We start from the raw sequence: 15,244 nt of genomic DNA, 5'->3' as shown, positions 1-15,244 counted from the left end.
AAATTTTTATCATGGGGATAACCACATTATTAGTTGTCGTGATTGTTTTGGCGATTGCCTTTGATTATATCAATGGTTTTCATGATGCCGCAAACTCAATCGCGACCATCGTATCGACCAAAGTCCTTACGCCTTTTATGGCGGTTCTTTGGGCGGCAATATTCAATTTCGTTGCTTATTTCGTATTTACTGACCATAAGGTTGCCAATACGATCGCCAAGACGGTAATTGAAGAGTACATCACCCTCGAGGTGATATTCGCCGGCCTCGTCGCGGCCATTTCTTGGAACTTATTTACTTGGTATTATGGAATTCCATCCAGTTCGAGCCATACATTGATCGGTGGTTTTGCCGGTTCGGGGATGGCTTTCGCTGTTTTCCAAGGTGTAAATCCAATCGAGGCCATTAACTTGAGCGCTACATTAAAGATCTTATCTTTTATTATCCTAGCGCCTCTAGTAGGTATGACGATTTCGATCATCATTACTTTAATTATTATCAATATCTGTAAAAAAGCTCGCCCGGCAGTTGCTGAACGTTGGTTCAAGATCCTGCAGTTGATTTCATCCGCGGGGTTGAGTTTTGCGCATGGTGGTAATGATGCACAAAAGGTAATGGGTATCATCGCTACGGCATTGATTGCGCAAGGCGTAATAGGTACATTTGAAGAAATGCCTGAGTGGGTGCCATTGGCCTGTTATGCAGCCATCGCTGCTGGAACCATGAGTGGCGGTTGGAAAATCGTGAAGACCATGGGAACCAAGATTACAAAAGTAACGCCTTTGGAAGGGGTCAGTGCGGAAACTGCAGGTGCGATTACCTTAGGTATTACGGAACATTTTGGTATTCCTGTTTCTACAACACATACTATTACCGGTGCGATCATTGGGGTTGGTGTGGTGAAAAGGGTATCAGCTGTGAGATGGGGAGTAACCATTAGTTTATTATGGGCATGGATTCTAACCATACCTGTGAGTGCCTTATTAGGTGGCCTTACCTTGGCTGTTATCCATTACATCTTGTAGCAAAAAGGCTACATGGGGATTAACATTGTGTCAATTTTATTGAATTGGAACAAAGTTTTATCAAAAAATTTGCGTTATAAAATGTTAATAACTATTTTTACGCTGAAAAAGCAGCGTTTTTAGTATTGAAAATACGCTTTTTAAGTTTTAACATTTTTTGGCATCGTTATTGTTAAGTTATGTTAAATTGATTAACAACTAGAAACAATTAAAAATTTTAATAACCTTAAAAAAAAGAGTATGAACTATTCTACAATTAAAAAAACAGCTGTTGCAGCTTCTTTAGTAGCCGCTTTAGGTTTCGCTGAGACTGCACAAGCACAAACCCCAACAGTATTTGGTGGTAGAGGTCAATACAGAACTTGGTCTATCGGTGTTCAAGGTGGTATTACTACTCCTAACACTATCTTAGGTGGTCAAAACGGTTTTGGTCAAAAAGTAGGTTACTTCCAAAATAAAGTAGGTGAGTACTATGGTTTAACTATCCGTAAACAATTCTCTCACCTATTCGGTTTAGAATTAGAAGGTAACCGTGGTCGTATCAAAACTTACAACCATGACTTAGCTCCAAACAATGGTGTAGAAAGTACTGCATGGATTCCAGCTGGTGCTAAATCTGCTGAAACTTCAGTTAACTGGGCTGCTAGCTTAAACGGAGTTTTCCAATTAGGTACTATCGACTTCATGAGAAGAGAGAATGCTGTTAACTTCTACGCTAAAGTAGGTATGGGAGTTATGGCTCATAACCCAGTTCAATTCTCGAACAACGACTTCACAGGTACTGAGTATGATAATGCAGGTAACTGGGGAGAAGAAGTATTCGGTGACCGTACTGAAACAGGTGACCGCGACAACCGTTTAACAGGATTTATCCCTGTAGGTGTTGGTGTTAAATTCAAATTATCTGAAGTTGTTGCCTTGAACTTAGGTTACACAATGAACTTCACTGATGATAACTTGTTATACGGACCAGTTCGTTACGACGGAAAACAAAAATTCTCTAACCTATACGGTGGTTTAGAATTCACTTTAGGATCTCGTGATAAAGAGAACTTAACGTTCACTAACCCAGTTGCTACTTTATATGATGAGTTGAAAGACCCTTCATTACGTAACGAAGTTGAAGCTTTGAAACAACGTGTATCCACTTTAGAAGGTACTGTTGATCAATTGAGCAAAGACTCTGATGGTGACGGTGTATCTGATAAATTTGATAAATGTCCAGGAACTCCTGCAGGTACTGTAGTTGATGGTTCAGGATGTCCAATCAAATTCCCAGAGCAACAATTAACTGATGGTACTGTTTCTTCAGGATACTACGCTCCAATTCAATTCGAATTTGATAGCTCTGTATTGAAAACTGAATCTTACGCTACCTTAGATAAATTAGCTCAAGAATTGAAAGCTAACAACTCTAACGTAACTTTAGACGGATATGCATCTGCAGAAGGTACTGAAGCTTATAACATGAACCTTTCTAACGACCGTGCAAACGCAGTTAAACAATACTTAGTAAATGCTGGTGTTTCTGCATCAAGCATCACTGCTACAGGTTACGGAGAAGCTAATCCAGTTGCATCTAACGCTACTGAAGAAGGAAGAATCCAAAACCGTCGTGTTGAAATCAAAAAATAATTATTAGCAATAATAATCAACACATAAAGAGGTGCCGGTTCTACAACCGGCACTTTTTTTTATGCATAAATTTTACTTTCCTACCCACTGACAGTCATAGGATTGTGGATATGTTGAAAATAATCTGATACGTTCCGTAATTTAATTTGCTATTTTCAACAAGGGAAAGAAGTTAATCGATAATTTTAAAGGAGGAGAATAATGGAAGAAGACTTTGAATTTGAATCACCTGAAGAGCAAAAATTCTCAGTTGATCGTTATGAAGAGATGCTGAGGAATGAAGATCAATACTTTTTCGATGCCAAGGCTTTTGAAAGCATCATTGACTATTACATAACGAAAAATGACCCCGTAAAAGCTCTACAAGTTATTGAATTCGCCGCGGCTCAGCACCCATTTGAAACAACATTCTTAATAAAAAAAGCCCAACTATTAGCAAGTACCATGCAGTACGAGCAAGCATTGGATGCTTTGACCAAAGTAGAATTTTTAGAGCCTTCGGAAGCCGACATCTATCTAATCAGGGGAACAATTTTCTCCGCCATGCAGGATCATGAACTTGCGGAAGAAAACTTTTTCAAGGCATTATCATTAAGTGATTCCAAAGACGAGATTTACTATCAGATAGCCGGTCTATACCAGATGCAGGGACATTATGCCAAAGCCATTCATTATTTAAAGAAATGTTTAAAAATTAATAATGAAAACCAGGATGCCCTATACGAAATAGCTTTTTGCTATGATGTATTGGAGCAACAGGAAGAAAGTATCGCATTTTATAAGCAATATATAGATACCGATCCTTATTCTTATGCTGCATGGTACAACCTGGGCAATGCACATCATAAATTAGAACAATATGCGGCCGCCATAGATGCATACGATTATGCAATCCTTATCAAGGATAATTTCTCATCGGCCTATTATAATAAAGGAAACGCATTGGTCAATCTAGATCGATATGCGGAAGCCATAGAAGTATATAAACATACTTTTGAATACGAACCCCCTACCGCCGATACCTATTGCGCGATTGGTGAATGCTATGAAAAATTGGAACAGATGGATGAAGCCCGTTCCTATTACAAGAAGGCGGTAAAACTGGATAGCAATCAAAGCGATGCCTGGTTTGGAATCGGTGTAACACTTGATTTTGAGGAACGCTATTTCGAATCCCTGCATTTTTATAAAAAAGCATTGGATATCGATGATGAGAATCCGGACTACTGGTTTGCCATTGCTGATGCTCGATACAAATTGAAACAATACGATGAGTCCATCGAGGCCTATACCAAGGTAGTGGAATTGAACAGTACCGATATCGAAGCCTGGTTAGACTTTTCATCGTTATTGTACGAATTGGGCAAATTGCAGGAAGCTACCGAAGTTATTGCTGAGGCCATCAAATGCAACCCGGATGAAGCGGTCCTTTATTACCGCATGGTCGCCTACCTTTTTGCTGCAGGAAAATATAACGACGCATTGAATTATCTGGAAATCGCCTTGAACAGCGACCCTGAGAAACATTACATCTTATTCGAATACCTTCCGCAGTTACAGGGTAATCCGATAATTTTAGATATCATCAAAAAGTACTCCGAAGGAAAATGAAATACTTAGGATTGATAGGATATCCCCTGGGACATTCCTTTTCCAAAAAATACTATTTAGATAAATTTGATAAAGGAAACATACAGGGTATAGACTACGATCTATACCCTATTTCTGATATCGAAAAGTTCCCAGAACTTTACACCTCCAATCCTGATTTCTACGGTGTCAATGTAACTATTCCTTATAAAAAGGATGTCATTCCTTATTTGGATGAGCTATCGGAAGAAGCAAAGGTAATCGGGGCGGTCAATTGCATTCAGATCAAACGACAAGAGAATGGAAGGCCCTATTTAAAAGGTTTCAATACCGATGCCTATGGCTTCGAGCAATCGCTATTGCCCTTCCTCAAACCTGAGCACAAAAAAGCCCTGATACTAGGAAATGGTGGAGCGACCAAGGCCGTTAAGTATGTATTGGATAAACTTCGCATCCCCTACCAAGTCGTAAGCAGGACCAAAGACGCAGAAAACATCAGTTATGCTGATCTTACCGACAGTATCATTTCACAACATCAGATCATTATCAACTGCTCGCCTGTGGGCACTTATCCCAACATCGATCAATGTCCGGACATCCCCTATGAAGGCATTGGACCAGATCATCTGCTTTATGACCTGATCTATAATCCCGAAGAAACCCTGTTCCTCCAAAAGGGAAAGGCGCGGGGGGCCGCCATCAAGAATGGATTCGAAATGCTGGTATTGCAGGCGGAGAAAAACTGGGAAGTCTGGAATCAATAATAATTCCTATTTTTGGATATGCTACATATCAAAACGTTCACCTTTAACCCTTACCAGGAGAATACCTATATCATCTATAATGATGAGAAAGAATGCATCATTGTAGACCCTGGCATGCATAATTACCAGGAAGAAGAAGTCTTCAAATCCTATGTAGAACAGCAAAACCTCAAACCCATTGCCCTGATCAATACACATGGCCATATCGACCACGTTTTGGGCAATAGATTTATCTATGAAACCTATGGCCTAATGCCACAATTCCATGAACTGGAGCTTCCATTGGTCGTTCAAGTGCAGAATTACGCGCCTCAGATGGGCATACGATATGAGCCATCGCCAATCCCGGAAACCTTTTTAAAGGAAACCGATCAATTGAAAATTGGTGATGAAACCATTTCCTTGATCTTCGCTCCAGGGCATTCCCCTGGTCATTTATGTCTGTACAGTAAAGACCATGGCTTTCTGATCGGTGGAGATGTCCTTTTTCATCGCAGTATCGGCCGCACAGACCTTCCAGGAGGCAATCATCAGCAGTTATTGAACAGTATTGCCCAGAATATCTACAGCCTGCCTGAGGAGACGGTAGTCCATCCAGGCCATGGTCCCTCAACCACGGTTGCGGAAGAGAAACAGATGAACCCTTTTATCCGCGCATAAACCATGAGGTTACCTGTATTCTTAGCCAAGCGCTATCTATTTTCCAAAAAATCAGTTAATGCCATCAACATTATCTCCGGAATCAGTGTGGTCGGTGTTCTGGTCAGTACAGCAGCCTTGGTCATCGTGCTATCATTCTACAACGGCTTGGAGAAGTTTATCCTGTCGCAATACAGCATATTCTCACCCGAGCTGCGAATAGAACCGTCCAAAGGTAAAGTCTTTTCCAGCCAGGGCGAAAAGTTCAAGCAACTTCGCGAAAACCCAAATATCTCCTCCTATAGTGAGGTTTTGGAAGATAAAGTACTTGCAGAATACAACCATCAACAATTCATTGGAAAGATCAAAGGGATTGAACCCGAAAGCATCAAAAGCCACGCAACACAGGATATGTTGTTTGCGGGGAATCTTTCCATTCAGGGCGACAGTATAAATTTTGGGATATTGGGGGCTCAGGTACAGGCCAATCTGCAAGTGCCCTTACGTGGGGCAGACGATCAGGTGCTTCTGCATATTCCTGACAAAAATGCTTCTCCAAACAATATAAATCCCTTGGAGGATATCCGTTCCAGACCGATCACCCCGAATGCCATCCTCCGGTTCCAACCCGGTTTCGATGACCTCATCATCGTTCCTATAGATTTCGCGAAGGACCTATTGAACGAACATCAGCATATCTCAGCCATTGAGCTGTTTGGGAAGAATGATAACGATCCGAAATTAAAATCCGAGATCCAGCATTTATTAGGTGATGATTTTCTGGTCAAAAACAGGGAACAACAAAATCCGACGCTATACAAAACGGTGAGATCCGAGAAATGGATCGTCTTTTTTATCGTCACCATCATCGGCATCATCGCCATTTTCAATATCATTGGTTCCTTGACCATGCTGGTGATCGACAAGAAACAGGATGTAGTCGTGCTAAAAAGCCTAGGCGCGAATGATGGGCTGATCCAGAACGTCTTCTTCTACCAGGGGATCATGATCGCTTTGATCGGAAGCCTTGTGGGTGCTGCAATCGGTCTCGTTTTTTGTTGGCTGCAGGAACGTTATGGCTTGGTTACCACCAATGAGGGATCCCTTTTTGATGCTTACCCTGTGGATGTCAGATACAGCGATATCTTCCTGATCCTATTGACGGTGATGTTGGTATCCACACTGGTGTCCTATCTTGCATCAAGATTGAACATCAAAGGTTTCAACAAAAGAACCATGTTGGAATCCTAATAACAGCATTCCCAATTCTAAAGAATTTAAAAAAAGAATTAGTATTTCAATCGTTCGCGACTATAATCACCACGCTTGATCTGGTTGATCAATTGTCCCCAAGCAAATGGGTTCAACAAAGGATTGTTGAAATTCTGATTGATGTTTCTATTCGACATGTTAAGATGTCTTTGCATGCTGTTAAAAGCCTGGATTTCTCCAGCGCTACGTGGCAAAATACGAGATAACGAAGCAATAGACTCTGCGGAGGTATTCCTTTTGGCCGACATCAGATCATCACTGTACACATTCATGGCCAGGAACTCCCTATTGAACTCCTCAATACTCGCCCAAGGCAAAGGTCTGCCAAGCGTGATCACAGGAAGTTCTTCCACTAAAGGTTCCAATTCGATCTTTGCGGTATATTTATCCGAACTCACATTAGGGATCGTGAATTTAACGGGGGCATATCCAATGGAGGAGAATTCGATCACATCGCCTACATGGGCAACAAAAGAGAAGTAACCCTCATGGTTTGCCGCATAGGTTTCATTCAGGTAGCTAGAATTTTTAACGGTAACAAAAGGGACTGCGATTTCAGTGCCCTGAGCATAGGTAAACCCAGAAAGCTGCACTATTTTTCGCTGTTGTGCACTTGCCTGCAAACAAAAAACAAATAGGGTAGCCATTAAAATATATTTCATCCAGGTTTTCATCTTTCCCACAAAACTAACACATTAATTCATAGACCGTTGTTAAATTGTGTTAACCGTATCTAAAAATTTTATTACAATTGGTTTGGGGTAATGGCATTAGGATCGTTCATGTCCGTTAAATTGATGGCTTCCACCGCTACAATCTCGGGAACGGCCTTTTTGATCGCTTGTTCCAAACCGGCTTTAAAAGTCATGATACTCATGGAGCAATTAGCACATGTGCCCAACAGCTTCAATTTAACAACATTGTCGGGGGTAATCTCCTCTATAGATACATTTCCTCCATCTGTTTCCAGATAGGGCCTAATGGTATCTAATGCCTGCTCAACTCTCTCTAATAGATTCATGTTCAAAAAAATAATCTTTTTATAGGGTAAATATAGCTAATTTTTAACAAATGTTCAAAGCGGCCTATATTGCTATAGAACCGCTCTCAAACAATTAATAATTGATTTGGTTGAATATTATATCCGCTGATAATAACCAAAATCTATATTTTAAAACCTATAGCTTAAAGTCGTGGTAAAACTGCGCGGAGGTATAGGGTTCACACTATAGTTTTCATGCACGTAATAGTTGAAGGTATTTCCGATATTGCTCACTTTAGCCAAGATATTCCATTTACCATATTGATATCCCGCAGAAAAATCAAAGGTGGTAAAAGCCCCGATCGGAATAATCCTGTCCAGACCATCGCGTTGATTAGCTTTTGTGGTATTCCAACCTGCGTTTCGTTTTCCGGTGTAGAATACGGAAGCTCCCAGTTTCAACCCTTTGGCCGCTCCATCCTGAAAGGTATAAAATACCGTTCCGTTGGCCGTATGGGCAGTGGTTCCGACCAATCGCATATCCTCCAGGATACCATTTTCATTGGTCTCCAAGTAGCGCATATAGTTGTAGGCATATCCAGCAAGTACATCAAGTCCTTTGGCCAATTCCCCTGCCACATCCAGTTCCACACCATCAGAAGCTGATCTTCCTGTAAACTCTTTCATATTACTATCGGCCACTTTACCATCATCTCCGATGATGGTCTGTGCATACCGATTATTGATGATCTTATACCAGGTCACGTTCGTCGATAAGCGTCCTTGGAAAAAATCATTCTTGATCCCAGCCTCGTATTGATCCAATAGCGATGGTCCCATCGGTTGATAGTTCACATCATAGCCCGAATTCGAGATGAAATTATTGGCGTAACTTACATACAGACTTGTTCCCTTCAACGGTTGATAAATCAAGGCAAATTTAGGTGACCAGGCTTTATCCACCTTATCGCCCATATCCACTTTATCTTTACCAGGGTTCTCCGTTACGCTGGTCGTATTGGTTTTATAATCATAAACCTCACTTCTACCTGTTTTCTGATAGGTATATCGGATACCCGCCAAAACCTTAAACTGATCCGTAATCGATAGCAAATCCTGCACAAAAACCCCGTATCTGCTGATATTGGTATTCGTTCGTGTCTTCAGGTCTGCCGTAGGCATATCCGAGCGCATGCCACTTGCATAAGGATCAAAAACATTGATGTTATCATAGGCCGTACTTGGCGCCACATTCTCGCCGGTTCCATTGGCGAAGATGTTGAAAGCATAATTCTTGACCTTGGATTGATCCGCATCTGCACCCACCAAGACCTGATGTTGGAAGGTACCTGTCTGCAGTTTCCCGGTCAGGTTCAGTTGTTGGTTGAAGGTCAGTTCGTCCTGTTCCGAACGGTTCAGTGCCCGGGGAGCAATCCCTTGCGCATTCGCCTGAATACGTTCAGAACCATAATAATCCCGAAGGTATTTCTGATAGCTGGCTAACACATTCAATTTCCAATCGTCGGAAAATTGATGGCCAAAATCTACCTGTGCATTGGAAGAATTGGTTTTATTGTATGCCCAAGGCACATTGATAAAACTATTTCTACCCACTTTTTCATTTATTTTTCCCTCTACGGAACCTATTCCAAAATCGGGTGTAAAATCACTCTTGAGATAATCAAACATAACATTGATGTCCGATTTATCCGATATTTTGTATAATAAAGAAGGGTTTACATACAACCTTTTGGATTCTACCTGATCGCGGTAACTCTCTGCGTAGCCACCTGTACCCACAATCCGGAAAGCCAATCTTTGGGATAATGGGCCATAAACATCCACCATGGGCTTGTATTGGTTATAACTACCGATTCGCATGGCCACCTCTCCACCATGTTCAAACTTTGGTTTCTTGCTGATCAGGTTCACCACTGCCCCGCCGGTCACTCCGCCATACAGCAAGGCCGCACTCCCTTTTAAGATCTGAACAGACTCCAGGGTACTCGCCTCGATGGATCCTCCATTATTGGTCCTCGCCCCATTCTTAAATATATTATTCGTTCCTAAGCTATACCCTCTCGCATAGAAATTCTCATTCACACCACCTCTATTGGCACCCAAGGCCACTCCATTGGCATTCTTCAAGGCATCGCTCAACACATTGATCTGTTGATCCGAAATCACTTGGCTATTGATGACCTGTACCGCTTGCGGAAGGTCTAGATCTTTCACCCCCGATTTACTGACCTCCAAGGAACGATGGTTCACCGAATTGTAACCCTTTACATCGATCTGCTCGATCTGTTGATTATTTTGTTGCAAGATCAGCGCCGATAATTCCGTGATTGTTCCCTGTGGAACAACAGCAAGTTCTTGTTTTTGAAATCCAATGCCCGTAAATTGCAATTGAAATGATCCTGCAGTTGGGATATAGAGTTCATACTCGCCCTGATCATTGGTTTTTGTATGCTTGTTCGATCCATGAACACTGATTCCCGTCAAGGATTCGCCTTTTTGGTTAAGAACCTTTCCCTTTACGGTTGTTTGGGCATCCACTTCCTGTGCAATTGCCATTGCCGCTAAGAGGATAAATAGTTTCGTGAGCTTCATCTTTATTTGTACTAAATCTAAATAGTAGGCAAAAATAAGCTCCAGCGCGCTACCAAAAAATAAAGAATCCGACAAAAAGCTTCAAAATCCGAAATTTTTTAGTCCGCGAGAGTGTTTAGGTTCGTATTGAAAGCATACTGAAAAGTAATGTAAAAGTATGCTTTTAGTAAATCAGCATATTAAAAACGTGCTTTAAGAATGCTTTAACCTTGTTTTTACCTCGAAAACATCCCATTTACATAGGAAAAACATAGATTACATCGCAAGAAAAAAGCCGGATCAAACATTGCTATCTGATCCGGCTTCGATATGTATGCTTACTTCTAAAGTAATTCTTAATGCCTACTTATCGAAGTTCCAGCGAACAAAAGCTTCGATGGCTTCGTAGTTTGCCAATCCCAATTGATGGTAAAGGCCAGCGGTTTCACTAGTACGGTCTTCTGCACGCACCCAGAATTCTCTTGGATCATCTCCAGGGAAAACTGGAAGATCCTTTTGTGATTGATGCTTGAAGATCGCCAAACGCTTGCGTTTAACCTCTTGCGGCGACAGAGGAACCGCCATTTCAATCTCGTGGATTGGGTATTCATGCCATGCACCGCGGTATAACCACAACCAACAGTCCTTCGTCCATTCGTCCGTTTCGCGAAGGCGTTTCAAGGCTTCTAAAATAATATCGAAACAAACCTTATGCGTTCCATGCGGATCAGCGAAATCACCGGCCGCAAATACCTGTTGAGGTTTTACTTGGCGCAATAATTCCATGGTCTGCTGGATATCGTCCTCAAAGTCGATCTCTTTGGAGAATTTTCCACGGTCATAGAACGGAAGGTCCATGAAGTGGATGTTTTCATCCGGAAGGCCCACGAAACGTGCACCGGCAATTGCTTCCCCTTTGCGGATCAATCCTTTAATGGTACGTACGATTTCAGGGTCTACCTGATTTGGTTTCTTAACTTTGAAAAACTCGCGAGAGTCATCGTAGATTTTACGGGTAACCCCATTATCATCTTCCACTGCAACAGCGAAATCCTGAACAAATTCTAAATAACGCAATACATCATCGTCCCAAACGGCGGTATTACCGGAAGTTTGATACGCTACATGTACATTATGTCCCTGATCGGCCAAACGGATGAACGTACCTCCCATGGAGATCACGTCATCATCAGGGTGTGGCGAGAAAAGGATCACATTTTTACGTGCCGGTTCCGCGCGCTCTGGGCGGTTGGTATCATCGACACCTGGTTTTCCTCCTGGCCAACCTGTGATGGTACGTTGCAGCTCGTTGAAGATACGGATGTTGATACTGTAGGCAGTACCCTGTTCCGTAATCAACTGCGCCATACCGTTATTGTTATAATCGTCGTCGGTCAATTTAAGGATGGCCTTGTCCAAATGAAGGGACAACCAAACCACCGCTTTCTTCACCAAAGTATCATCCCATTCCACGTCGTGCGCCAACCAAGGAAGGTTGAAACGCGTAAGTGCGGAAGCAGCATCTTGATCAAGAACAAATTCTACATTGTCCGACATCTGTAGGTAAGTAGCCGGGATATCGGAAGAGATCTCGCCTTCCACTGCTTTTTTAACGATTTCGGCTTTTTTCTCGTTCCAAGCCATCAACACAATTTCCTTTGCTTTGAAAATTGTTCCAACCCCCATGGTAATCGCTTTCGTTGGTACATTTTCCTTACCACCGAAATCGCGTGAAGCATCTCTACGGGTAAGGTCATCTAAGGTTACCAAGCGCGTACCGGAGTTAGGTGCAGAACCCGGTTCGTTGAAACCGATGTGGCCTGTACGTCCAATACCTAAAATCTGGATGTCCAATCCTCCTAAGCTGGAAATCTTTTGCTCATAGGCCATACAGAACGCCTGAACGTCTTCTGGAGCCAAAGTGCCATCAGGAATGTTAATGTTTACTTTTGGGATGTCGATGTGATCGAACAGGTTTCTGTTCATGAACACCACATAACTTTGCTCTGCTGTAGGTTGCATTGGATAGTATTCATCCAAATTGAAGGTAACAACGTTACTGAAACTTAAACCTTCTTCTTTGTGTAACCTCACCAATTCCTTGTAAACCTTTACTGGAGTAGCACCTGTTGCTAGTCCAAGTACAGCCTGCTCCCCTTTTGCCTGCTTGCCTCTGATGAGGCTTGCGATGCGTTGAGCGACTTGAATAGAAGCTTCCTCTTGAGTGGGGTATACCGTAACTGGTACTTTCTCAAATCGGGTTTCTTCTAATAAATTTAATCTTGCCATTTAAATTAAAAAATACCTTAGTGAGTTTCAAATTTAACAATTTAAAATCCCTCAAACGCAAAAAATGCAATTTCTTTTTCAGATTTATTGAAAATATGTTATAATTTTTACATGTTAATGCGTTTAAATGAAAGTCTTATCTTTATTTTTGATAGATAAAATTTGTAGAACTATGAAAAGTATATGGTTTTTGCTGATGTTGGTGCCGTGTTTGGTATTTGGGCAGAGCAAGGAGGAGATGATCGCGCAGGTAAAGGCAAATCCGAAAGATGCGAATTCGTTACGGTTGATCCAACGGATTGGTGGGTATGACCCGGAATATGTAGAATTGAACAATCTGTTTAAGAAATTGGATAAGAAAGTAAGGAAATCGAATGATGGATTGTTGTTTGAAAGGTACCTGAAGGCGTTGAAGAGTACGCAGATCGGGAAAAAGGCACCGAGTATTACGCAGTTGAACTTGGAGGGAGATCCTTATTCTTTGTCGGATCTGAAGGGGAAATATGTATTGATCGATTTCTGGGCGTCCTGGTGTCCGGATTGTAGGAAACAGGTTCCGGCTTTGTTGGAGACTTATGGGAGGTTTAAGGATAAGAATTTTGAGATCTTAGGGGTTTCTTTTGATCGGGAGTATGAGCCCTGGGCAAAATATGTGAAGGAGCAGAATTTGGCCTGGAAACATGTTTCTGATTTGCAGAACATGAATAATTCTGCAGGGCAGACTTATGGGGTCCGGGCGATTCCGCAGAATGTGCTGGTGGATCCGAATGGGATTATTATCGGAAGGAATTTGCACGGAGAGGAATTGAATGCTTTTTTGGCGGAGGTGTTGAAGTAAGGGAGGGGCTGTGTTGGTGGGCCGCGTCATTGCGAGACACGAAGCAATCTTTTATACGAATAGAAAGATTGCTTCGTCGTGCCTCCTCGCAATGACGTGGCGGGAATAAACTCCTCGCAATGACGCGACGATTAGATGAACTGTATTAACGTACTTCTACAAGCTCAACTGGTAAGCAATCACTGAGTTATTCAAAAAAGTAGGCACATATAAAATCTTATCCTTTGCATTATACCCCAAATCAGCGGTATTCATCTTTCCTTGCACATCCAACAACTCCCTCACTTCCCCATTTGCTGAGATATGATATATCAACCCACCCCAACAAGTCACCAAGAAACTTCCATCACCCACAGGTTCCAAACCATCACCACCAAGTTTCAATCCCTTCGCAATAACCGTTTTCTTTTTATTATCAATTTTCCATAATTCTGGCCCTGCCATCGCATATAAACTCCCATTGATCACTTTCAGCCCATTCACACTGGGCACATCGCTCATATAAAGTCTTGGTCTATTATTATGGAGCATATATATTTTTCCTTCCCGCGTATCCGACACAAAAACCTTTCCTGTCGCATCCACGGTAACATCATTTAAAAACACCGCCCTATCGATTTTTATCTGGTTGATCACATTCCCGGTAATAATATCAATCACCACCACCTCATTGATATCCGCCACATATAACTGATCCTTATACAAAGCCATTCCCTTTGGTGCGTTCAACCCTTCCACCCAGGTCGCATTTTTCAGGCTGCCATCCATGTTCAAAATCGCAATCCCACCTTTTCCATCAGCAGCAGAACCATCACCATCAATCAAGGAAACAAAAAGTTCATTACGTTCTGGAACATATAGAACAGACTCTGGAACAGGTAACTGTTCTTTAGACTCCCATAAGGGCGCCAATTTAGCCTGCCCATGAGATAGCATGAATGATCCTAATAAAGAAGAACATAATAAAGCAGCGGAAAGAAATAAAGATCTCATAGTTAAAATGTTTGTTTTCACTAAATTAACAAATTAATGCAAGAAAAGTTCAACCTCCCTATTTCACATTAACCCAATCGAAAATTAATATTCTATTAACGCAAGAAACTTCAGGTAAACCCCTGTATTTACAGCTACTAACTAATTATTAAACTCTAATTATTATAATATGCTTGAAGCACTTTGGATCCTCATCAACTTGGCCTTAGTCTTTTATGGATTTTACCTTACGATAAAATCAATTGGCTATCTCTATAAAGCAAAAGGTGTTTTTCCTGCTGTAGTTCTAGGGATATACATATTGTCTCTCTTTGCTCACCAAATCGAAAGTGAAGATCAAAAATACGAAATCAAAAATCTTACGTTCAGCATTAAAAACCGGGACCAACTACTAGAAAACAATTTGGTTACAAAGGTTATACTGCGTATCAGTAGTAAAGATGGCCAAACCAATCTTCTGCTTTCTAAGAATGGACTAGTACCTGGATTGGATTATGAAATCGAAAGCGTAACATTATACCCAGACCACATTCAATTGAATGTTTTGAAAAGCTGGAAGATATAATTGGCCTCAATTTGATAACCCATTCAAAAAATTATAAGGTAAACATCAATAAATAAAGAT

13 protein-coding genes are annotated in these 15,244 nt (G+C 41.5%); 8 read left to right on the top strand and 5 right to left on the bottom strand.

Going from position 1 to position 15,244, the window contains the following annotated elements:
- Positions 1–11 precede the first annotated feature (11 nt).
- From VJ786_RS00795 to VJ786_RS00770, 6 genes are all read left to right on the top strand, one after another.
- The gene (locus tag VJ786_RS00795) at positions 12–1,025 is read left to right on the top strand and encodes an inorganic phosphate transporter (RefSeq protein ID WP_099365027.1); all 1,014 of its coding nucleotides are present in this window, start codon (positions 12–14) and stop codon (positions 1,023–1,025) included.
- 240 nt (positions 1,026–1,265) lie between these two features.
- On the top strand, positions 1,266–2,660 hold the full coding sequence (locus tag VJ786_RS00790) for an OmpA family protein (RefSeq protein ID WP_336557052.1): 1,395 nt from the start codon (positions 1,266–1,268) through the stop codon (positions 2,658–2,660).
- 201 nt (positions 2,661–2,861) lie between these two features.
- On the top strand, positions 2,862–4,271 hold the full coding sequence (locus tag VJ786_RS00785; RefSeq protein WP_134778268.1) for a tetratricopeptide repeat protein: 1,410 nt from the start codon (positions 2,862–2,864) through the stop codon (positions 4,269–4,271).
- Positions 4,268–5,014, top strand: coding sequence for a shikimate dehydrogenase family protein (locus VJ786_RS00780; RefSeq protein ID WP_336557051.1), 747 nt, complete (start codon positions 4,268–4,270; stop codon positions 5,012–5,014). Before VJ786_RS00785 ends, VJ786_RS00780 begins: the two co-directional genes overlap by 4 nt.
- Before the next feature lie 18 nt (positions 5,015–5,032).
- Positions 5,033–5,674 (top strand): MBL fold metallo-hydrolase, encoded by a 642-nt coding sequence (locus VJ786_RS00775; RefSeq protein WP_099365031.1) that lies wholly within the window; start codon positions 5,033–5,035, stop codon positions 5,672–5,674.
- A 3-nt stretch (positions 5,675–5,677) separates the two neighbouring features.
- The gene (locus VJ786_RS00770) at positions 5,678–6,904 is read left to right on the top strand and encodes an ABC transporter permease (protein ID WP_336557050.1); all 1,227 of its coding nucleotides are present in this window, start codon (positions 5,678–5,680) and stop codon (positions 6,902–6,904) included.
- 38 nt (positions 6,905–6,942) lie between these two features.
- Here the strand turns inward: VJ786_RS00770 and VJ786_RS00765 are convergent, their stop codons facing one another.
- From VJ786_RS00765 to nagB, 4 genes are all read right to left on the bottom strand, one after another.
- Positions 6,943–7,587 carry a hypothetical protein gene (locus tag VJ786_RS00765; protein WP_245153241.1) on the bottom strand — a complete coding sequence of 215 codons (645 nt, stop codon included), beginning with the start codon at positions 7,585–7,587 and terminating at the stop codon, positions 6,943–6,945.
- A gap of 83 nt (positions 7,588–7,670) precedes the next feature.
- Positions 7,671–7,946: a NifU family protein gene (locus VJ786_RS00760; RefSeq protein ID WP_099365034.1), complete on the bottom strand. Its 276-nt coding sequence runs from the start codon at positions 7,944–7,946 to the stop codon at positions 7,671–7,673.
- 150 nt (positions 7,947–8,096) lie between these two features.
- Complete coding sequence (locus tag VJ786_RS00755; protein ID WP_336557049.1) at positions 8,097–10,520, bottom strand: TonB-dependent siderophore receptor; 2,424 nt, start codon at positions 10,518–10,520, stop codon at positions 8,097–8,099.
- Between the two features lie 342 nt (positions 10,521–10,862).
- Positions 10,863–12,788 (bottom strand): glucosamine-6-phosphate deaminase, encoded by a 1,926-nt coding sequence (gene nagB, locus VJ786_RS00750; protein ID WP_336557048.1) that lies wholly within the window; start codon positions 12,786–12,788, stop codon positions 10,863–10,865.
- 172 nt (positions 12,789–12,960) lie between these two features.
- On the opposite strand from nagB, the gene VJ786_RS00745 reads away from it, so the two are divergent.
- On the top strand, positions 12,961–13,626 hold the full coding sequence (locus VJ786_RS00745) for a TlpA family protein disulfide reductase (RefSeq protein WP_336557047.1): 666 nt from the start codon (positions 12,961–12,963) through the stop codon (positions 13,624–13,626).
- Between the two features lie 156 nt (positions 13,627–13,782).
- Here VJ786_RS00745 and VJ786_RS00740 read toward each other — a convergent pair whose 3' ends face one another.
- Positions 13,783–14,619, bottom strand: coding sequence for an outer membrane protein assembly factor BamB family protein (locus VJ786_RS00740; RefSeq protein ID WP_336557046.1), 837 nt, complete (start codon positions 14,617–14,619; stop codon positions 13,783–13,785).
- 169 nt (positions 14,620–14,788) lie between these two features.
- Here VJ786_RS00740 and VJ786_RS00735 point away from each other — a divergent pair, with 169 nt between their 5' ends.
- Complete coding sequence (locus VJ786_RS00735; protein ID WP_336557045.1) at positions 14,789–15,184, top strand: hypothetical protein; 396 nt, start codon at positions 14,789–14,791, stop codon at positions 15,182–15,184.
- Positions 15,185–15,244 lie beyond the last annotated feature (60 nt).

It is taken from the genome of Sphingobacterium tenebrionis (assembly GCF_037126265.1).
In the GTDB taxonomy this organism is placed as follows: Bacteria; Bacteroidota; Bacteroidia; order Sphingobacteriales; family Sphingobacteriaceae; genus Sphingobacterium; species Sphingobacterium tenebrionis.
Note: the sequence above shows the minus strand (reverse complement) of the source record. Positions and strands in the feature narration are given on the sequence as shown.

Excerpts from the sequence above, each read along its gene's own strand:
- VJ786_RS00795 (WP_099365027.1), top strand. The coding sequence starts at position 12 with ATGGGGATAACCACATTATTAGTTGTCGTGATTGTTTTGGCGATTGCC.
- VJ786_RS00775 (WP_099365031.1), top strand. The coding sequence starts at position 5,033 with ATGCTACATATCAAAACGTTCACCTTTAACCCTTACCAGGAGAATACC.
- VJ786_RS00770 (WP_336557050.1), top strand. The coding sequence starts at position 5,678 with ATGAGGTTACCTGTATTCTTAGCCAAGCGCTATCTATTTTCCAAAAAA.
- VJ786_RS00785 (WP_134778268.1), top strand. The coding sequence starts at position 2,862 with ATGGAAGAAGACTTTGAATTTGAATCACCTGAAGAGCAAAAATTCTCA.
- VJ786_RS00765 (WP_245153241.1), bottom strand. The coding sequence starts at position 7,587 with ATGAAATATATTTTAATGGCTACCCTATTTGTTTTTTGTTTGCAGGCA.
- VJ786_RS00760 (WP_099365034.1), bottom strand. The coding sequence starts at position 7,946 with ATGAATCTATTAGAGAGAGTTGAGCAGGCATTAGATACCATTAGGCCC.
- VJ786_RS00745 (WP_336557047.1), top strand. The coding sequence starts at position 12,961 with ATGAAAAGTATATGGTTTTTGCTGATGTTGGTGCCGTGTTTGGTATTT.
- nagB (WP_336557048.1), bottom strand. The coding sequence starts at position 12,788 with ATGGCAAGATTAAATTTATTAGAAGAAACCCGATTTGAGAAAGTACCA.
- VJ786_RS00790 (WP_336557052.1), top strand. The coding sequence starts at position 1,266 with ATGAACTATTCTACAATTAAAAAAACAGCTGTTGCAGCTTCTTTAGTA.
- VJ786_RS00740 (WP_336557046.1), bottom strand. The coding sequence starts at position 14,619 with ATGAGATCTTTATTTCTTTCCGCTGCTTTATTATGTTCTTCTTTATTA.
- VJ786_RS00780 (WP_336557051.1), top strand. The coding sequence starts at position 4,268 with ATGAAATACTTAGGATTGATAGGATATCCCCTGGGACATTCCTTTTCC.
- VJ786_RS00755 (WP_336557049.1), bottom strand. The coding sequence starts at position 10,520 with ATGAAGCTCACGAAACTATTTATCCTCTTAGCGGCAATGGCAATTGCA.
- VJ786_RS00735 (WP_336557045.1), top strand. The coding sequence starts at position 14,789 with ATGCTTGAAGCACTTTGGATCCTCATCAACTTGGCCTTAGTCTTTTAT.